Genomic DNA, 17,155 nt, shown 5'->3' with positions numbered 1-17,155 from the left:
CAGCCCTCCTATCTGTCCTCGTATATAATCCCGGCCTGGTAACAGTTGCTGATAAAAAATTTTGTTGCATCCTGATACCCCTTTAATTCCGATGCCTCATTATATCTTCGAATTGTCTCATTTAGTAATTTTACGCCTTTCACATAATCAAAATTTTTACCTTTTACCATATAAGAAATACTTCCAAGATTTGTTACCACCACCAGTAATCGAATACTTCCATACTGTAGAAAAAAGCGGATGTCTGTTGCAGATATCAGGGATAGCGACGGATGATTATGCATGGACACCACCATGCATTCCCTTGATGACATAATCAGATGGTACGTCAATGCATCTGCCAAAGGATTCACCGAATGTTCATCTCCAAACTGAATTCCTACCACATCCTCATTTGCAAGAGTTTTTTCGGGATCAAAGCTGTATGTGATCGCCACCTCATTTGAATCATTCTCCTCTTTTGAAATCTTCAGCACTTGTTGTACCAGCCGGTGTATAATCTCATATTCTTCTTCTGGAATTTCACGATATCGAACATATGGCACTTTCTTAATTGCTTCTTCTGTGATCATAATTTTATGATCGCGTTTTTTCGCCATTTCCAGATTTTCTAATCCTTTATCATTCACGAATCCTTCACCTCTTTTCTTTTAACTTTATTATAATAACCACCTGCTATTTTTACAATAACGCTTGTTGAAAATTCTGCAAAAAGTTCCTGCTCCAGCACCATAAATGTCATTATTATTTTATTGTTCTCTAGTTCCTCCACAAACGGATAACTTGTCTCTGTATTGCACTCTAAGGGCAGATCTCAATGTGGTCACCTCAATAAGCAAATCGGCCAAAACCCATAATAAAAAGAGCCCGACGCATCAGGCTCTTTCAAGGTGTTGTCCGAAGACGACCACCGCAATTCATATCTCTATATACCATATAATTCGAAATTATGCAAGGAATTTGAGGAATGTATGGAAGAATGACCTGTTTAAAATTATTTTTAAACTGCTATATCATAAACCATTTATTCGAAATGGATTATAATTCTATTTTAAATTCAGACTTTCCACCCATTTTGTCAAAATCCCCCAGTCCACCTAAAATGCCGGATCGGGGATTTGAATCAGGAAAATTTATTTTTGTTTATTCTTCGTCATACACTTCCGCAATGATCGGGAATGTGCTCCAGGCTTTTGGCCAGCCGCAGTAGAAGGCGAGCTGGGTTACAATTTCGACTGCTTCTTCTTTGGTGATTCCATGCTCTTTTCCAAGTTTCAGATGGGATTTTAACTGCGGATATAAGCCTGCGGAGAAAAGTGCTGCGATGGTGATCATGCTTCGGTCTCTTGCGCTGAGCTGTTCTTCGCGGGACCATACCTCGCCGAACAGAACGTCGTCATTCAGTTCTGCGAATTTCGGGGCCAGGTCGCCCAGTCTGTCTCTTCCTGCCGTCTGTTTCTTTGCCATATCTGCCTGCCTTTCTGATGGCTGTGCCATCCCATTCGCTTTTAATTTTAGATTTCTTTGTTCTTCTCTGCTGCTTCTTTTCTTCCTGTCACCATACCGCCGTATATCATGCCGTACAGTCCTGCAAAGCGCTGCATGGTGTAGTCACCGGCCTCCAGCATCCATTTTTCCGGTGCTGCGCCCTGGAATACGAAATACAGTTTTCGGCCTTTCAGCGCGCCGTTTTCCACGCGGCCATAGAAGCGGTCGAGTACATTGCGGACACTGCCGCAGATGTTATGCCAGTAAACCGGAGATCCGACAACGATCGTGTCTGCTTTTTCCATCGCTGCAATCACCTCGTCCAACCCGTCGCCCGGAAGCTCCTGGCCGTAGCTGCCGATGGTGTAGTCGGTCAAATTCAGTGTTTCATATGTGTTTCCCTTCAGCAGCTCTGCGGTAAGTGCTGCTGTGTTTCCGTTTTTGTTGGGACTTCCATTGATAAATAAGATACTCATAATCGCTTCTTCCTTTCTATTTCATTCACTATCTGCACTCTTTCAGAATGTCATAAATCTCATCGTGTGTCAGTTTTTTGCAGCATCCTGCCGTCACAACGGTGGAATCTGCTACGACACGAAGATCAGTGTCTTCCGGAATGCCAAGCTCTGCGAACGTGGTCGGAAGGCCAATCTCCTTGATGAAAGCAGCCAGCGCATCGATGCCTGCCAGTGCTGTTTTCTCCTCGTTTGCCTTTGCCTCAACTCCCCACACATTCTGTGCAAAGCGGGCAAAGCGCGCTGCTCCTGATTTGTAGATGTGGCGGTATAGCACCGGATGAATGACTGCAAGGCCTGCTCCATGATTGCAGTTGGTGTAAGCGCCGAGCTGATGCTCTATCATATGGGCCTGGAAGTCGGTCACTTTGCCGATTTTCAGAATGCTGTTTTCTGCCATCGCAGACGCCCATGCCAGCTCGCTTCTGGCTTCGTAATTGTTCTCATCTTTCAACAGCACACGGATATTGCGGATGACGCTGCGCATCACCGCCTCGTTGATATCATCGGACAGGTTGTTTTCCTCCGGTTTTCCGAAATATGTTTCCATCGCATGACTTAAGGTATCAAACGCACCGGAAATGACCTGCTGGAATGGCACTGACATCGAGTATTCCGGGTCCAGGAAGGCAACATCTGCCTGCGCACCCAAAAGAGCACCTTTGATTTTCTTTTCTTCGTTGGTAATTACCGCTCCGTTGTTCATCTCAGAACCGGTTCCAAAGACGGTAACGATGGCTGCCAGCGGAATAAACTTCGACGGATACGTATGTTTCACGGTCTGCATCTCCCAGATGTCCTCATCCAGCATCGCCTGTGCAGAAACGATCTTACAGCAGTCGGAAACAGAACCGCCGCCTACGGCAAGGATCAGGTCCACATGATTTTCCCGCGCAAGTGCGGCACCTTCCTGTACTTTTGCGTACGTCGGATTTGACATGATTCCGGAGAACTCGACCACACGTTTTTTCTTCTGATTCAAAATTCCCATGACATCATCATAGACCCCGTTGCGCTTGATCGAACCGCCGCCATACGCCAGCATGACAACCTCACCGTACTGATCCAGCACATTGCCAAGATATTCTTTTACACTGTTTTTTCCAAAATAGACTTTTGTTTTGTTCTGAAAAATAAAATTGTTCATCTGACTAAACTCCTTTCCCGCACAACCCCCTGTGCTTTGCTCTGTTTTATTCGTGGATCTTTCTGGTATTGCACATTTTAACAAATTCCGGATCAAAATGCTTGACCGCAGTTCCCTGATAGCCAAGATCCAGTGAACTGATTTTCTGCATCTCCTCTTCGTTCAGCGTAAAATCCCAGATCTGGAAATTCTCTTCGATTCTCGCTTTGTGAACCGATTTCGGAATGACCACAACGCCGCGCTGTACATTCCAGCGCAGAACAACCTGTCCTACGGTCTTTCCGTGTGCGGCTGCGATTTCTTTTACCATCTCGTTGTCAAACGGGTTATGACGGCCTCCGCCGAGCGGTGCCCATGCCTCCGGCACGATCTGGTACTCTTCCATGACTTTTAACGCAGGCTCCTGTGCGAAGTACGGATGCATTTCAATCTGATTGACCATCGGACGGATCGCCACCGTTTCGCAGAAGTTGGTCAGCACATGCGGATAAAAGTTGGAAACACCGATGGCTCTTAACTTTCCTTCTTTGTATGCATCCTCCATGGCACGCCATGCGCTGAAATAATCTTTCATTGCCTGGTGCAGCAGATAAAGATCAAGATATTCCACGCCCAGCGTCTCAATCGAATGGTCGATGGCTTTCTTTGCCATTTCGTAATTCTGCATATCCTGCACCCACATCTTGGATGTGATGAACAGTTCTTCGCGGGTGCAGATTCCTTCTGCAATCGCCTCACGGACAGCTTCCCCAACGGCATCTTCATTCGTGTAGGAAGCCGCTGTGTCGATCAGACGATAGCCCGCCCGGATGGCATTTAACACAGATTCTTTACACTCTTCTTTATCTCTTACCTGAAAAACTCCAAAACCCTCCATCGGCATTTTCACACTATTTGTCAATACTTTATATTCCATTTTTTGTTTCCCCTTTCTTATCGAATAAATGCAGTAAACACATGCTCTTCCATCTTCGGCAGGCCGTATTTTTCTTTGCCGTCGCGGATGCATTTGATCAGAAACGCCATGTTTCTGCCGAGCGTCCGCATGATCTGACATCCCTCTTCGTCTTTATAGACATCCTCCGGCGTATAGCCGTGTACCATGTTCCAATACTGGCTCGATGCGACCGGCATGTTGTTGATGGTGAAGTATTTGTTCAGTTCATCAAACGTTGCGGTTGTTCCGGCGCGTCTTGCAGAAACCACGGCGGCTCCGACCTGCATCGCGCGGGAGCCCGGTGTGGAATAAAAGAGACGGTCGAGGAAGGAAATCATGGTTCCATTTGCGGATGCATAGTAAACAGGGGAACCAAGGACGATGCCGTCGCACGCCTGCAGCTTCGGCGCCACCTCGTTGACCAGATCGTCAAAGACGCATTTTCCTGTTGTCTTGCACTTCCGGCATCCGATGCAGCCGCGGATCGGTTTATGACCTACATGGATGATCTCCGTTTCCATTCCTTCCTGTTCCAGCGACTCTGCCACAATTTTCAGCGCGGTCGCAGTGCAGCCGTTTCCGTTTGGGCTTCCGTTCAGTAAAAGCACTTTTCCTTTTGCTTCTTCCATGTTTTCCATCCTTTCTCCGTATCGCTTTCTTATTTCTGGCTGTCCAGATCAATCTTCATATTCGCGTATGCTGCCAGCTTCTCCTCATCCGGATAATAGTAGCGCACATTTTTGTTCAGGCCTGCCATTTGTTTCATCTCTTCATCGGTCAGTTCGAAATCGAAAATATCGAGGTTTGCCTTGATGTGCTCCGGATTGGTAGATCCCGGGATGACGATGTTTCCAACCTGGGTGTGCCATCTTAAGATGACCTGTGCGGTGCTCTTTCCATATTTTTCGGCAAGCACTTTGACAACCGGCTCTTCAAGCAGTGCATGATCACCATGTCCTAACGGATACCATGCCATCACGCGGCAGCCGCACGGTGCAAGTGCTGCGATGGTTTCTTCGTCGCGGTAATACGGATGTGCTTCCATCTGGATCACATGCGGTTTGATCTCGCACTCATCCAGCAGCTTTTTCAATTTTTCGCCCTGGAAATTGGAGATTCCGATGGCTTTGATTTTGCCCTCTTTATATGCCTTTTCCAGCTTGCGGTATCCTGCCATGAAATCGCCTGCCGGCTGATGGATAAACATCAGATCGATGTAATCGGTTCCGAGCAGTTCCAGGCTCTTTTCTACCGTTCCTTCTGTCAGATACTGGCTTGCCCAGATCTTGGTGGAGATGAAAATGTCCTCTCTTGCCACGCCGGATCTTTTGATTCCGCGTCCGACCGCGCGCTCATTCATGTAAGCCTGCGCGGTGTCGATCATACGGTATCCGCAGGCTAATGCGTCCACAACCGCCTGCTCTGCCTGATCTGGTGTCATCATAAAAGTTCCGATTCCCACTGCCGGGATCTGTACCTGATTGCTTAATGTAAAGTTCATAATCATATCCTCCTTGTTTGATGTTTTGTTTTCCTGTCTTTGTAGCTTCAGCTTATCACTCGGGAGTTACTACCGGTCAAGCATTTTCTGCTGATTTTTTATAAATTTTATAAAAAACGCCATACCATGAATTCCGTTGTCCATGGTATGGCGTTTTTCTTCTCTGCATTCTGTTTTCTATTTTTTTATCTTTTCAATTCTGCACTCATGTTCTTTCGTCTTTTTATTATAGTTGATCCCGACAAGAAGAATATCTCCTGTATATTCCAGAATAGAATCCGGATATTTTTTGTCCTGAATCTGTTCAATGGCGGTGTTTGCGCCTTTGTTCCACTTAAGTTCTACCAGCAGCGCCGGATAGCCTGTTCTGTATTCTGGTTTCGGAAGATAAACAAAATCTGCAAACCCGCGCCCGGTCGGCAGCTCCCTTACGGGTTTGAAATAATACTGCATGGAGCTTAAATATGCTATCGTAAGCACGCTGCTCAGGGAGTTTTCATCATTGTACTGAATTACCGAGCTATACTCCTGATGAATCTGCTCTATCCCATCCGCCACTGCTTTTTCATCCATATCCAGAGTTGCTTCCAGCAGATCTGCAGATTTCTTCTGAAAAGTAATCATTTCATTCCACTGATTTCGTTTCACTGCATTGTTCAGTTCATGTCTGATCTCCTCATTTGGAATAAAAACCTGCTCCCTGTCCTGATCGTAAGCCAGATAACCGAGGTGGATCAGATATGTCAGTACATCATCCCGGTTGGCGAAGCTTACGGTATCGTTCTGGAAAGATGTCACATCCACATCCACGGCGGCCCCCGACATCATTTCTATGATAGCTGCCCGCAGTCCATCAAAGTCCATGTTGATCAGCGGTACAATCGCTTCATAACTGCCGGTATTGGACCAGTAGCTTTTATATTTTCCATTTAGCATCAGACTGACAACAGCTTTTGGATTATATACCTGATACCCTTCCAGAGAATATCCATCATACCATGATTTTACCTGTTCATAGTTCTGTCCGTACCGGTCGCATAAATCATGCACTTCCTCTTCTGTGAAGCCAACATACGGCGCCATTCTTCCTGCATCCAGCATGGTGAATTCTTCGAAATTGTTGAGGGCGGACTGTGTCTTTAATTTTTTGATCGGAAGAATTCCTGTGAGATACGCCAGTGCAATATACTTTGACGGTTCCGATCCTTTGAACATGCCTCTTAAGAAATCAATATATTCTTCCTGTACTTTATGGTTCTGTGCTTCATCACGGATCAATACATCCCATTCATCGATGATGACAACAAATTTATTGCCGCTGGCGGCCTTGATATAAGACATTGCACCATAAGCAGTTTTTACCGTATCCGGAATCAGTTCTCCGTATTTTTCCTTCAGTTCCTGCAGAATCCCGTTATTGATATATTCCACAACCTGATCCGCATTCCCGGCATCCATCATGCACCACTGCACATCAAAATGAATGACATCGTACTGATTCAGATGTTTTTCAAAGGACGCTGCCTTGCAAATCGCATAATCTGCAAACAGTTCTCTGGAATCACAGCCCTTACTGTAATATGCTGACAGCATCTCCGCTGTAATCGACTTTCCAAAACGTCTGGGACGGCTGCTGCAGATAAATTTTGATGTCGTACTGATTACTTTATTGGTGTATTCCAGAAGCTGCGTTTTATCTACATAGATTTCCGAATGAATGACTTCCGAAAATGTTTCATTTCCCGGATTTAAAAATCTTCCCATGGCGTCCTCCTGTTCACATTGTGATCTTTCCTGTATTCATTATACACGGAAAGAACTCCGATGGGTAGACTTTATCCTGCAAAAAATGCTGCACCATGAATTCTGTATTTCATGGTACAGCATTTTCTCAAATTTTTTATTTCCAATTAGATATCCAGCGCCGCATGATATCCCTGATATACAGCATTGGTGATGGTGGATACGCGTCTTGCGTCTCCAATCACGCGGACGAACGGTGCAGTGCTGCGGAGCGCTTCTACGACGTCGGTTCTTGCTCTCTGGCCGAGGGCGCAGATGACGGTAGTTCCTTCTACGAGGTGACGTTCCCCATTTGCGTCGATACACCATACGCCTTCCGGGGTGATCTCCTCGGCGCGGTAACCGGTGTGGACGGCTTTGACCTGTTTTTCGATTTCTTTTAAGAGCAGCGGGCGGTGGCGGACGTTTGCATCCGGGGCGAGGGTGTCGCGCATTTCGACGAGCTGGACTTCTTTGCCTTCCATGCCAAGAGAGATTGCGCACTCGCATCCGGCGAGGCCGCCGCCCATGACAACGACTTTGTCGGAAATCTTGTCGAGATTGCGGTACAGCTCATTGACAACAACGACCTGCTCTCCATCCATGCCTTTGATCGGCGGAACAAGCGGGCGGGAGCCGGCGGCAATGATGAGGGCATCCGGGGCTTCTTTTTCGACGTACTCCGGTGTTACCTCAGTGTTGAGACGGATTTCCACGCCTGCATTTCTTGCGAAACGTTCGTAAGTCTCGGTCAGCGCGAACATTTCCCGTTTGAACGGCAGAGCGATTTCGCTCTTTAAGATGCCGCCAAGGGACGCTTCTTTTTCGCAGAGCACAACGCTGTGGCCTCTTCTGGCTGCGGTCCATGCCGCATACAGGCCGCCAGGGCCGCCGCCTGCGACGAGGACTTTTTTCTTCACCGGAGATGGCTGCACTTCATCGCCTTCCATCTCTCTTCCGATCAGCGGATTGACGGTGCATCTTCTCGTGCCGGTTGCTGCGCGCTCTGCCATACAGGTGAAGCATCTCAGACAGTGCACGATGTCCTCCGAGCGGTTTGCCATGACTTTGCGCGGCAGGAACGGATCTGCGAGAAGGGCTCTCGCCATGTAAACGACATCGGCTTTGCCGGATGCGATGATCTCTTCCATCTGCGCCGGATCGTTCAGACCGCCGATCGTTGCGACCGGAATGGAAACGTGTTTTTTGATCTCGGCTGCGAGATAAACGTTGCATCCGTGATCTTTGAACATGGACGGATGGGTGTCGCCGAAGCCTCTCTGATACGTTCCGGCGGAAACGTGAAGCAGGTCGATGCGGGATTCGAGTGTCTGCGCGATGCGGACACCCTCTTCCAGATCGTAGCCGCCCTCAAACAGCTCGGAACCGCTGAAGCGGAACTCAATCGGGAACATCGGGCCGACGGCTGCGCGGACCGCATCGAGCACCTGACAGGCAAAGCGGCAGCGGTTTTCGAGGCTTCCGCCGTACTCATCGGTTCTGTGGTTGAAGTACGGGGAAAGGAACTGGTTGATCAGCCAGCCGTGGCCGCCGTGGATCATAATCATCTCGAAACCGGCGCGTTTGGCAAGGCCTGCTGCGGTTCCATAAGCCTGTACGATCTCGTCGATCTGCTCTTTTGACAGTGCTCGGACCGGTACGCCGTCCGGGCGTGTCGTGTCGGACGGGCCCCACTGGCACATCTCGTGCTGTCTCGTTTTATCGGTCATGTAAGTTCCTGCATACATACCGGAATGGGACAGCTCCAGGCTCGGTACTGCGCCGTGGCGGGAAATTGCGTCAGCCGCATACGTTGCGGATGCCAGGGAATTTAAAACTGCGGTATCCAGATGATACGCATGGGAACCGTCGGTCGCCGGGTGCACCATGCACTCGCTCACCGTCACGGCTGCGGCTCCGCCTTTGGCACGAAGCTCATAGAATGCAGCAGACTTCGGTCCGATACATCCGTCATTCGTGATATCAGTTCCGCCCATCGGCGCGGAGAACATGCGGTGCGGGAAGGTCTTTCCTGCAATGGTAATCGGGCTGCAAAGGTGTGGGTAATCGTACTTCATTTTTGCTTCCTCCTCTTTTTTGAATCTGTAAAATACCCCATTTTCTTTTTATTCAAACAGCATCCCCGGAAGGAAATGCAGTTTTTTGCCAATGGTTCTGGCGATGAAACCGACCAGAAGGGCTGCTACGATGGTTCCCTCGCGGACACCGTTCAGCTCACGCGCCAGGAAAAACGAAGCGGCAGCGGCAATGACTGCCATGGAAACGTCGAACGCGATTTTCGTTGCACCGAACTCGGTTTCCCATCTGGCAACAACCGCGCGGACAAAGGACTCGCCCGGCAGCATGACAACATCGGCGAGCACTTCCATGTAGACACCGACGCCGAGGATCAGACATCCGATCAGAAGGTAAGCGACTTTTGCCGCATACATCTGCGGATTCAGTGCATGTAACAGGACCATACTGAAATCAATGAAAAATCCAAAGGCGATGGACACCGGGATCTGAAGAAGGGATTCCGGTTTGAAATTCTTTCCGAGAATCGCAATCTGGAGAACGATCAGCAGGATGCTGAAAATAATTGTAAAGTTGCCGAGAGATAATGCAAAGTTAAGACTTAATACGTAAGGGATTGATGAGATCGGAGATGTTCCGAGATTTGCTTTGGTGATGAGTGCAACCCCGAGGGAGTTTACAAACAATCCCGCAAGGAAAATCAGGTAACGTTTCACAAGGTCTTTTTTGTTGTTTGTCATAGGTGCAGTTCAAATCCTTTCTTCCTAATTGTGATCCTTTGTTATCTTATCACCAACCGCAAAACATGTCAACTCTTACATGTTTTATTTTACTTATTTTTTCTGTGGATTTTCCGGCGAAGCTGTGCTATACTCAAAAACACAAAAGCAAAACGGTTTTGAAAAATTATTTGGATAAAGGAATTTCTTGCGAATGGGAACTTTGAAATATGCGATTCTCGGACTTTTGAACCGAAATGACATGACAGGCTATGAACTGTCGAAAGAATTTGAGACAACCTTATTTGAATTCTGGAATGCAAAGCACAGCCAGATTTATCCAGAACTGAAATCACTGAACGCCGAGGGACTGATCCAATATCGGGTGGAAATCACGGGAAATGTGCTGGAAAAAAAGGTCTATACGATTACCGATGAGGGACGGCGCGATTTTTTGGAATGGGAGGAAACGCTCTGCCCGATCCAGACGGCATCCAAGGATGAATCCCGTTTGCGGCTCTTCTTCCTCGACGGCGCCTCACCGGATTTCCAGCAGCGATTTCTTGCCGACCAGCTTTCCCAGCATCAGAAGCATCTGGAACATCTGCTGGAAAACCAGAAAAAATTTGATGAAATCCCGCCTGCGGATGACCGCGCGTTTTCGGATTATCTCGTCCTGCGCGGCGCGGTGTACCGGGAAGAAGCTGCGCTGCAGTGGATTCAGGAATGCATCAAGCTCAGCGAGCAGCGGTCTGCGGAATCAAAAAAATAATTAAAAAATGCAGAGAACCTGTTTTTTCGGTTCTCTGCATTTTTTATAAACGTATTTATACTTATTTCTCCATTGCCTTTTTGATTGCTCCAAGCAGCTCCTCATACGTCTCATACGCCGGAATCTGCGGATAGTCGGCTTTGATTTTATCGGTCGAGCGGAACAGGAAGCCTGCCTTACTTGCCTGAATCATGCCGAGGTCATTATAGGAATCGCCGCTTGCGATCGTTTCGAATCCGATAGACTGCAGTGCTTTGACCGTGGTGAGCTTCGACTGCTCGACTCTCATCTTAAAGCCGGTGATCTCTCCGTCGTCTGCGACTTCCAGGGAGTTGCAGAACAGGGTCGGATAGCCGAGTTTTTTCATCAGCGGTGCGGCAAACTCCGTGAAGGTGTCGCTGATCAGGATCACCTGGGAGAAGGTGCGCAGCTCGTCGAGGAACTCTCTTGCGCCCGGCAGTGGATCGATCTTCTCAATCGTAGCCTGAATCTCTTTCAGTCCCAGGCCGTGCTCTTTTAAGATTCCAAGTCTCCATCTCATCAGTTTATCGTAATCCGGTTCGTCGCGTGTCGTTTTTTTAAGTTCCGGGATTCCGCTTGCCTCCGCAAACGCGATCCAGATTTCCGGTACCAGTACTCCTTCTACATCCAGACATGTAATATACATTGTTATGATCCCCTTTCTTGCGCTGCCCGCCTTGTTTGCCGACGGGGTTTTGTTTTTTTTCACAGCATCACTTTACCACACTATATCATAGAATCCATATCACTGCAAATTAAAATCACGTTTTATTTTTTTATACGTATATATCTCTCTAAAATTACATTCTTTTTACAAAATCGTTGTTTTTTACAAATTCATATATTTATATGTTTTTTGACTATTGATTTATTTTTCATATATTTATATAATAATTACAAGCATTTTTATTAATTTTCTATTTTATCATCCATATTAACGAACGAATTTACTTTTCAGATAGTGCACTAATCTAAGGATAAATAAAAAACTAAAACCATCCAACAATACTTATGAAAGGAGACCACTCATCATGAAAAAATTAAAAACATGTCTTGCATTTTTTATTTGTTGTATTCTGTCCTTAAATATGGTAATTTGCAATGTAAAGGCAGATAATAATGTTGTTCTATCTAACAAAGCATATCTATTAAAAACCGGAATGCCACAAAAGGAAATAGAAAAGCTGGATGATGACGTCATGCAGTTCATTGTGGATGACTTAAAAAGTGGAGGTAAACATTTTGAATATATTAATTCAAATATCGAAAATCAAATATCGATACTCAGTAGCGAAACTTTAACCGGTATTTCCTTTACTGCATCAGCTTTTAAAAATGCATCAACCATTTATATCTATCCAACATACGAGTTTACTTCTAAATAAACAACCTCGCGGAAAAGACAGTTTTTCTTTTCAATTAGGCGCTGCTATGAGACCGTATGAATATGGTGGAAAATTATGGTACAAAGATAATACTATGAACGATTGGAAAGTCGGTGGAACTCTTACTGCAAATAATCAGCAATTATCTGGTGCTGAATTTTCAGGGAGTCAACTAGGAACACCCGACTATGCCATGAAGCTTAAAGGTGTTACATACTGTCACGCTACTGCAGGTAATAGCAGTGATAAAAGAATTGTAATGGGATACTTATATAATCCCCAGAAAACCGGCTACAGTATCTCTTTTTCCTACAACGGTGGTGGAATTAGCTACTCTCCATCAGGAACAGCCTATACTGCATATAAAACAATGAACCTAAGTTATTAAACTTTCATTCACCACATACAAGTACATTTAATTTCTAATTACTCTTTCAAAGTAACAATTTGCCTATCCAGAAGCACAAATTTCTCTGATAGGCAAATTGTGTTTAAGGTATTTTCAAGTAATTTAAGTAAAATCATGAGCAAGTCGCCATTACTCGTAGAAAAACGGGCAGATTATGAATGTTTTAGGAATTGCAGTAACAAAAAGTACAGAACAACCATTCAAAAAAACTTTTAAATCCGGCATCAACTGAATAAAGCCATAAATAAGAGGTAACTCATTATGAAAAAAATCAAATTTTTATTTTTCACCCTGTTATTCTGTTTTTCTGTTCCAGTCAAAGCAGACACTGCATTCGAAAATGACGATACGGTATTGTGCTCTTTTTTAAAAGAAAACGTACCAGAAAATGCTTCGCCAATAGAATCCAGTTTAGAAAACGAGTATCGAAAAACTTCTTCCAAACCTATCGATTTCTATTTTTTTAAACGATCTGAAAAGACAAAAAGTTTCCAAGATCTGTATGCCGCAAATGTACTCACCTATCAGGAAAAATCAGATCGTTCTTTGTTATATCAGACAGTTTTCGATTTTCAAAATATAACCCAGGTAAGAACTGCGAAAGAAGACTTTATCCGTCTGGAGACAGATCCACTGATGTATCTTTTTGAATTAGAAAAAGCAGAATTGTGGACTCGGAACAGCACGGAAGAACCCTGGACGCTGGAACGGAAAATCACAACGCCTGGAAACCCAGATTTTTATCTTCCTTATAGCCAGTTTTCTTCTGATAAAAAATATTTTCGAATTCTGGCATCTTTTTCCTGGAGCCCGAGCCCTGCTGAGGAAAGCGAAGTTTCTTCGCCAGAATATCATTGCATTTATACCTCTGTGTATCCGGTATATCAGATTCCGGTGAAAGTACTCGTTTTGATATGCGGAGGCGCAGCTTTCTTCTTTCTCTACCGGAGACACAAAAAAAATCATATCTCCCAAAAAGATGTTCCGTAAGCTACGCCTTTTCAACATGTTTTCGTCACTGTTCAGAGCCAACTTCCAAAATGCTACGCATCTCATCGGTGTGGCTTTATCTGCTTTTCATCGCATCCCGAATCCGCTCCAGTGCCTCGGTCAGGGTTGCGCGCGGGCAGGCGATGTTGATCCGCTGGAAGCCGCGACCGCAGTCTCCGAAGATCTTGCCGCTGTCGAGCCACAGCTTCGCCTTGTTGATGATCAGGTCTTCCAGTTCGTCGACAGAAAGCCCCGTCTCGCGGAAATCGAGCCATACGAGATATGTTCCCTCCAGGTCGATCATCTTCACGCCCGGAATCTGCTCCTCCACATACTGCCTTGTAAATTCTGCATTTGCCTTCACATAGGAAAGCATTGCCTCATACCACTCCTCGCCCTTATTATATGCCGTCTCGCATGCCACCAGACCCATCACACCAAGCTGGCTCGTTCCGGCTGCATCGAGCTGTTTCCGGAATTTCGCACGGAGTTCCGGGTTGGCGATAAAGATGTTTGACATCATCATACTTGCCAGATTGAATGTCTTACTCGGCGCGGTGCAGGTGATCGTGATGTCCTCGTACTCTTTTTTGATCGCAGCAAACACCTGATGCTCGCCCTTAAAAATGAAATCTCCATGGATCTCATCACTTACAACGGTCACGCCGTACTGCACGCAGAGATCGCCGATCGCCGTCAGCTCATCTTTCGTCCAGACTCTTCCGACCGGATTGTGCGGATTGCAGAGGAAAAAGAGCTTTACGTTTTCAGCTTTCAGCTTCTCCTCGAAATCCGCCACATCCATGTGATAGCGGTTATCATCGCCGAGCACCAGCGTGCTGCTGACAACTCTTCTGCCGTTATCCGCAATGACTTCCGAAAATGGATAGTAAACCGGTGACTGGATCAGCACGGCATCCCCGGGCGCGGTGTAAGCCTTGACTGCCATCGCAAGTGCAAATACAACGCCTGGCGTTTTGATCAGCCATTCTTCTTTCGGCTGCCAGTTGTGATGACGTTTCATCCATCCCGCAACGGCCTCAAAATACGGAGTCTGCGCATCGCTGTAGCCGTAAATGCCCATTTTCGCACGCTCTACCAGCGCATCCTCGATGTAGGAGGATGTCTCAAAGTCCATGTCCGCCACCCACAGCGGCAGCACATCGGATGGCATGCCGCGTTTTACTGCAAAGTCATATTTTAAACAGTCTGTATTTTTTCGGTTGATGATTCTGTCAAAATCAAGATTTCTTTCCGCCATTTTTCTCTTCCTCGATTTCTGCAAAGACCTTCGTAAGCTCGCCGATCAGGTCCTCGATATTTTCAATTCCGACGGAAAAACGAAGGGTGCTCTCCGTAATTCCGTTCCGCTCACGGATTTCCTTCGGCACATCGGCATGTGTCTGCGTCGTCGGATACGTAACGAGTGTCTCCACGCCGCCGAGGCTCTCTGCGAAACGGATCATTCTTACCTTTTCCAGAATGGCAAGGGCAAACTCTTTGCTCTCGAGCTGGATTGTCAGCATGGCACCGAAGCCTCTTGCCTGTTTTTTCATAATCTCATAGCCCGGGTGATCCGGCAGTCCCGGATAAATCACTCTTGTGACTGCTTTCTGTTGCTGCAGCCATGCGGCAATCTGTTTTGCATTCTCCTGGGAGCGTTCCATGCGGATGCCAAGCGTCTTCATGCCGCGCAGTACCAGCCAGCAGTCAAACGGAGCAAGGCCTGCACCTGTTGTCTTGATCAGGAAACGCAGTTTTTCCTGAATATCTTCGCGGTTCGTCACGATAAAGCCTGCCAGTGTATCGTTGTGACCACTCAGGTATTTCGTGCCGCTGTGAATCACAACGTCCGCACCGAGATCGAGCGGATTCTGAAAATACGGGGACATAAAGGTGTTGTCCACAATCAGAATCAGGTTGTGGCGTTTTGCGATATCTGCCATCTTTCTGATATCGGTTACGTTCATCATCGGGTTCGTCGGGGTCTCGATGTAGATGGCTTTTGTATTTTCTTTCACATAGCTTTCCACGTCATCACGACAGCAGTCAATACCGGAAAATTCAACGCCGTTTTTCTCATTCACGTGGTGGAACAGACGAATGCTGCCGCCGTACAAATCGGAGTCCGCAATGATGTGGTCCCCCGGGCGGAACAGCTCCATCAGAAGAGAGATCGCTGCCATGCCGGAGCTTAATGCAAATGCGTCAATTCCGTTTTCCAGCACAGCCACCATTTTTTCCAGATGCTCTCTGGTCGGGTTCTGCAGTCTGCTGTAATCAAATCCGGTGCTCTGTCCTACGCCCGGATGCGCATACGTTGCGGTCTGATAAATCGGGTAGCTGAGTGTACCGTAGTGGCTACACTGTCCCTCGTCCTCTTCTAAATGGATACATTTTGTGTCAATTCCTCTTGCCATATGAATAATCTCCTGTTATTTCGTAATTTTTCTTTCTATACTAATCTGATAGGTTTTGTAACGTAACCTATCATAACAGAAAATGCGGCGTTTGTATATTCCCTTTTTTCTTTGACTTGTTATAAGTTTTTCCTATAACTATCGTAAAAAAACGCCGCCAGAAGATTTTTTCTCCCGGCGGCCGCCTCTTGCATCCATATTTTAAATAAGTTCCGCACAGATCGGATAATGATCAGAAAGGCACACACCGTCCTTCTGCTCCGTCCATTTTTCCACCTTTTTCAGTTTCCAGTCCCCTTTGAGAATGATGTAGTCAATCAAGCACTGCGGATCGTTCGGATCATCGCGATGATAGTTGTGGAAGGTAATGCCGATTCCTTCCGTCGCATTCACAAGACCTGCAGTTTCCCTCAGCGGTTTCATCTCTTCGCTGTCCGGTTCGGCATTGAAGTCGCCGTTAAAAATCACCGGCACATCGGCAAATGCTTTCTCAGCTTCCAGATGTGCAAGAATCTGTTCCAGGCCAAGCTTTCTCGCCTCGGAGCACTCGTGATCCAGATGGGTGTTGATGACGCGGAACACTTTTCCGGTCTCCATATCCTCAAATACCACATCCGTCGCAGTGCGCGGGCACATGCTCTGTACCGGATAACGGGATCCCGGCACGTACGGTGTCGGTGACAGCCAGAAGGTTTCCAGGCTCACACTCTGAAAACGGTCTTTCCGATAGGCAATGATCATTGCCTCGCCGGTCAGATCCTTTTCTCTTCCGCAGCCGACAATGTAATATTCCGTCAGATTTTCCTTCAGCCAGGCAGCCACATGCGGCAGGACCTCCTGAAAACCGATGATATCCGGCTTTTCCTGTCGGATTTTTTCCAGAATCAGCGGTCTGCGGTAGATAAAATTGTTGGCTCCATCCTGTCCGAAATCACAGCGAATATTAAATGTTACAAATTTCATGGTAAAACCCTCCTTTTTATTCCCAGTATACTCTGTAGCATGTTTGAGAAACCTTTTCCACAATCCGGA

Annotated in this window: 18 protein-coding genes; 4 read left to right on the top strand and 14 right to left on the bottom strand. The window is 46.6% G+C overall.

Annotation, left to right across the window (positions count from 1 at the left end; all coding sequences use genetic code 11):
* Window positions 1-8: 8 nt before the first annotated feature.
* The 10 genes from ACY2VT_RS04310 to ACY2VT_RS04265 form a co-directional block, all read right to left on the bottom strand.
* Window positions 9-629: a hypothetical protein gene (locus tag ACY2VT_RS04310; protein WP_461879017.1), complete on the bottom strand. Its 621-nt coding sequence runs from the start codon at window positions 627-629 to the stop codon at window positions 9-11.
* A 514-nt stretch (window positions 630-1,143) separates the two neighbouring features.
* Entirely contained in the window at window positions 1,144-1,467 is a 324-nt protein-coding gene (locus ACY2VT_RS04305; RefSeq protein ID WP_461879016.1) for a carboxymuconolactone decarboxylase family protein, read from the bottom strand.
* A gap of 47 nt (window positions 1,468-1,514) precedes the next feature.
* Window positions 1,515-1,964 (bottom strand): flavodoxin family protein, encoded by a 450-nt coding sequence (locus ACY2VT_RS04300; RefSeq protein ID WP_461879015.1) that lies wholly within the window; start codon window positions 1,962-1,964, stop codon window positions 1,515-1,517.
* A 28-nt stretch (window positions 1,965-1,992) separates the two neighbouring features.
* The gene (locus tag ACY2VT_RS04295) at window positions 1,993-3,150 is read right to left on the bottom strand and encodes an iron-containing alcohol dehydrogenase (RefSeq protein WP_461879014.1); all 1,158 of its coding nucleotides are present in this window, start codon (window positions 3,148-3,150) and stop codon (window positions 1,993-1,995) included.
* A gap of 46 nt (window positions 3,151-3,196) precedes the next feature.
* Window positions 3,197-4,066, bottom strand: a complete 870-nt coding sequence (locus ACY2VT_RS04290) for an aldo/keto reductase (protein WP_461879013.1) — start codon at window positions 4,064-4,066, stop codon at window positions 3,197-3,199.
* 17 nt (window positions 4,067-4,083) lie between these two features.
* The gene (locus ACY2VT_RS04285) at window positions 4,084-4,716 is read right to left on the bottom strand and encodes a flavodoxin family protein (protein WP_461879012.1); all 633 of its coding nucleotides are present in this window, start codon (window positions 4,714-4,716) and stop codon (window positions 4,084-4,086) included.
* A 29-nt stretch (window positions 4,717-4,745) separates the two neighbouring features.
* Entirely contained in the window at window positions 4,746-5,588 is an 843-nt protein-coding gene (locus tag ACY2VT_RS04280; RefSeq protein WP_461879011.1) for an aldo/keto reductase, read from the bottom strand.
* A gap of 177 nt (window positions 5,589-5,765) precedes the next feature.
* The gene (locus tag ACY2VT_RS04275) at window positions 5,766-7,352 is read right to left on the bottom strand and encodes an AAA family ATPase (protein WP_461879010.1); all 1,587 of its coding nucleotides are present in this window, start codon (window positions 7,350-7,352) and stop codon (window positions 5,766-5,768) included.
* Between the two features lie 146 nt (window positions 7,353-7,498).
* Window positions 7,499-9,448, bottom strand: a complete 1,950-nt coding sequence (locus ACY2VT_RS04270; RefSeq protein WP_461879009.1) for an oxidoreductase — start codon at window positions 9,446-9,448, stop codon at window positions 7,499-7,501.
* A 48-nt stretch (window positions 9,449-9,496) separates the two neighbouring features.
* The gene (locus ACY2VT_RS04265) at window positions 9,497-10,147 is read right to left on the bottom strand and encodes a YczE/YyaS/YitT family protein (protein ID WP_461879008.1); all 651 of its coding nucleotides are present in this window, start codon (window positions 10,145-10,147) and stop codon (window positions 9,497-9,499) included.
* A gap of 193 nt (window positions 10,148-10,340) precedes the next feature.
* Between ACY2VT_RS04265 and ACY2VT_RS04260 the strand changes: the two genes are divergently transcribed.
* Window positions 10,341-10,898, top strand: a complete 558-nt coding sequence (locus tag ACY2VT_RS04260; RefSeq protein ID WP_461879007.1) for a PadR family transcriptional regulator — start codon at window positions 10,341-10,343, stop codon at window positions 10,896-10,898.
* 61 nt (window positions 10,899-10,959) lie between these two features.
* On the opposite strand, the gene thrH is transcribed toward ACY2VT_RS04260, so the two are convergent.
* A complete protein-coding gene (thrH, locus tag ACY2VT_RS04255; RefSeq protein ID WP_118601267.1) occupies window positions 10,960-11,565 on the bottom strand; it encodes a bifunctional phosphoserine phosphatase/homoserine phosphotransferase ThrH in 606 nt (201 codons plus the stop codon).
* A gap of 385 nt (window positions 11,566-11,950) precedes the next feature.
* On the opposite strand from thrH, the gene ACY2VT_RS04250 reads away from it, so the two are divergent.
* The 3 genes from ACY2VT_RS04250 (at window position 11,951) to ACY2VT_RS04240 (ending at window position 13,703) form a co-directional block, all read left to right on the top strand.
* On the top strand, window positions 11,951-12,304 hold the full coding sequence (locus ACY2VT_RS04250) for a hypothetical protein (protein ID WP_461879006.1): 354 nt from the start codon (window positions 11,951-11,953) through the stop codon (window positions 12,302-12,304).
* A gap of 94 nt (window positions 12,305-12,398) precedes the next feature.
* A complete protein-coding gene (locus tag ACY2VT_RS04245; RefSeq protein ID WP_461879005.1) occupies window positions 12,399-12,692 on the top strand; it encodes a hypothetical protein in 294 nt (97 codons plus the stop codon).
* A 282-nt stretch (window positions 12,693-12,974) separates the two neighbouring features.
* A complete protein-coding gene (locus tag ACY2VT_RS04240) occupies window positions 12,975-13,703 on the top strand; it encodes a hypothetical protein (RefSeq protein ID WP_022462534.1) in 729 nt (242 codons plus the stop codon).
* Window positions 13,704-13,779: 76 nt separating this feature from the next.
* Here the strand turns inward: ACY2VT_RS04240 and ACY2VT_RS04235 are convergent, their stop codons facing one another.
* From ACY2VT_RS04235 to ACY2VT_RS04225, 3 genes are all read right to left on the bottom strand, one after another.
* Window positions 13,780-14,964, bottom strand: a complete 1,185-nt coding sequence (locus ACY2VT_RS04235) for a MalY/PatB family protein (RefSeq protein ID WP_461879004.1) — start codon at window positions 14,962-14,964, stop codon at window positions 13,780-13,782.
* Entirely contained in the window at window positions 14,945-16,123 is a 1,179-nt protein-coding gene (locus ACY2VT_RS04230; protein WP_461879003.1) for a trans-sulfuration enzyme family protein, read from the bottom strand. Before ACY2VT_RS04230 ends, ACY2VT_RS04235 begins: the two co-directional genes overlap by 20 nt.
* Window positions 16,124-16,324: 201 nt before the next feature.
* Entirely contained in the window at window positions 16,325-17,086 is a 762-nt protein-coding gene (locus ACY2VT_RS04225; RefSeq protein WP_461879002.1) for an endonuclease/exonuclease/phosphatase family protein, read from the bottom strand.
* Window positions 17,087-17,155 lie beyond the last annotated feature (69 nt).

It is taken from the genome of Fusicatenibacter sp. (assembly GCF_050872605.1).
Classification (GTDB): domain Bacteria; phylum Bacillota; class Clostridia; order Lachnospirales; family Lachnospiraceae; genus Fusicatenibacter.
The sequence above is the reverse complement of the archived record's forward strand: the minus strand, read 5'-3'. Positions and strand labels throughout refer to the sequence as shown.

Bases quoted from the DNA above. Each gene is read 5' to 3' on its own strand.
- ACY2VT_RS04265 (WP_461879008.1), bottom strand. From the start codon at position 10,147: ATGACAAACAACAAAAAAGACCTTGTGAAACGTTACCTGATTTTCCTT.
- ACY2VT_RS04235 (WP_461879004.1), bottom strand. From the start codon at position 14,964: ATGGCGGAAAGAAATCTTGATTTTGACAGAATCATCAACCGAAAAAAT.
- ACY2VT_RS04230 (WP_461879003.1), bottom strand. From the start codon at position 16,123: ATGGCAAGAGGAATTGACACAAAATGTATCCATTTAGAAGAGGACGAG.
- ACY2VT_RS04275 (WP_461879010.1), bottom strand. From the start codon at position 7,352: ATGGGAAGATTTTTAAATCCGGGAAATGAAACATTTTCGGAAGTCATT.
- thrH (WP_118601267.1), bottom strand. From the start codon at position 11,565: ATGTATATTACATGTCTGGATGTAGAAGGAGTACTGGTACCGGAAATC.
- ACY2VT_RS04270 (WP_461879009.1), bottom strand. From the start codon at position 9,448: ATGAAGTACGATTACCCACACCTTTGCAGCCCGATTACCATTGCAGGA.
- ACY2VT_RS04260 (WP_461879007.1), top strand. From the start codon at position 10,341: ATGGGAACTTTGAAATATGCGATTCTCGGACTTTTGAACCGAAATGAC.
- ACY2VT_RS04295 (WP_461879014.1), bottom strand. From the start codon at position 3,150: ATGAACAATTTTATTTTTCAGAACAAAACAAAAGTCTATTTTGGAAAA.
- ACY2VT_RS04300 (WP_461879015.1), bottom strand. From the start codon at position 1,964: ATGAGTATCTTATTTATCAATGGAAGTCCCAACAAAAACGGAAACACA.
- ACY2VT_RS04225 (WP_461879002.1), bottom strand. From the start codon at position 17,086: ATGAAATTTGTAACATTTAATATTCGCTGTGATTTCGGACAGGATGGA.
- ACY2VT_RS04290 (WP_461879013.1), bottom strand. From the start codon at position 4,066: ATGGAATATAAAGTATTGACAAATAGTGTGAAAATGCCGATGGAGGGT.
- ACY2VT_RS04305 (WP_461879016.1), bottom strand. From the start codon at position 1,467: ATGGCAAAGAAACAGACGGCAGGAAGAGACAGACTGGGCGACCTGGCC.
- ACY2VT_RS04285 (WP_461879012.1), bottom strand. From the start codon at position 4,716: ATGGAAGAAGCAAAAGGAAAAGTGCTTTTACTGAACGGAAGCCCAAAC.
- ACY2VT_RS04250 (WP_461879006.1), top strand. From the start codon at position 11,951: ATGAAAAAATTAAAAACATGTCTTGCATTTTTTATTTGTTGTATTCTG.
- ACY2VT_RS04245 (WP_461879005.1), top strand. From the start codon at position 12,399: ATGAACGATTGGAAAGTCGGTGGAACTCTTACTGCAAATAATCAGCAA.
- ACY2VT_RS04280 (WP_461879011.1), bottom strand. From the start codon at position 5,588: ATGAACTTTACATTAAGCAATCAGGTACAGATCCCGGCAGTGGGAATC.
- ACY2VT_RS04240 (WP_022462534.1), top strand. From the start codon at position 12,975: ATGAAAAAAATCAAATTTTTATTTTTCACCCTGTTATTCTGTTTTTCT.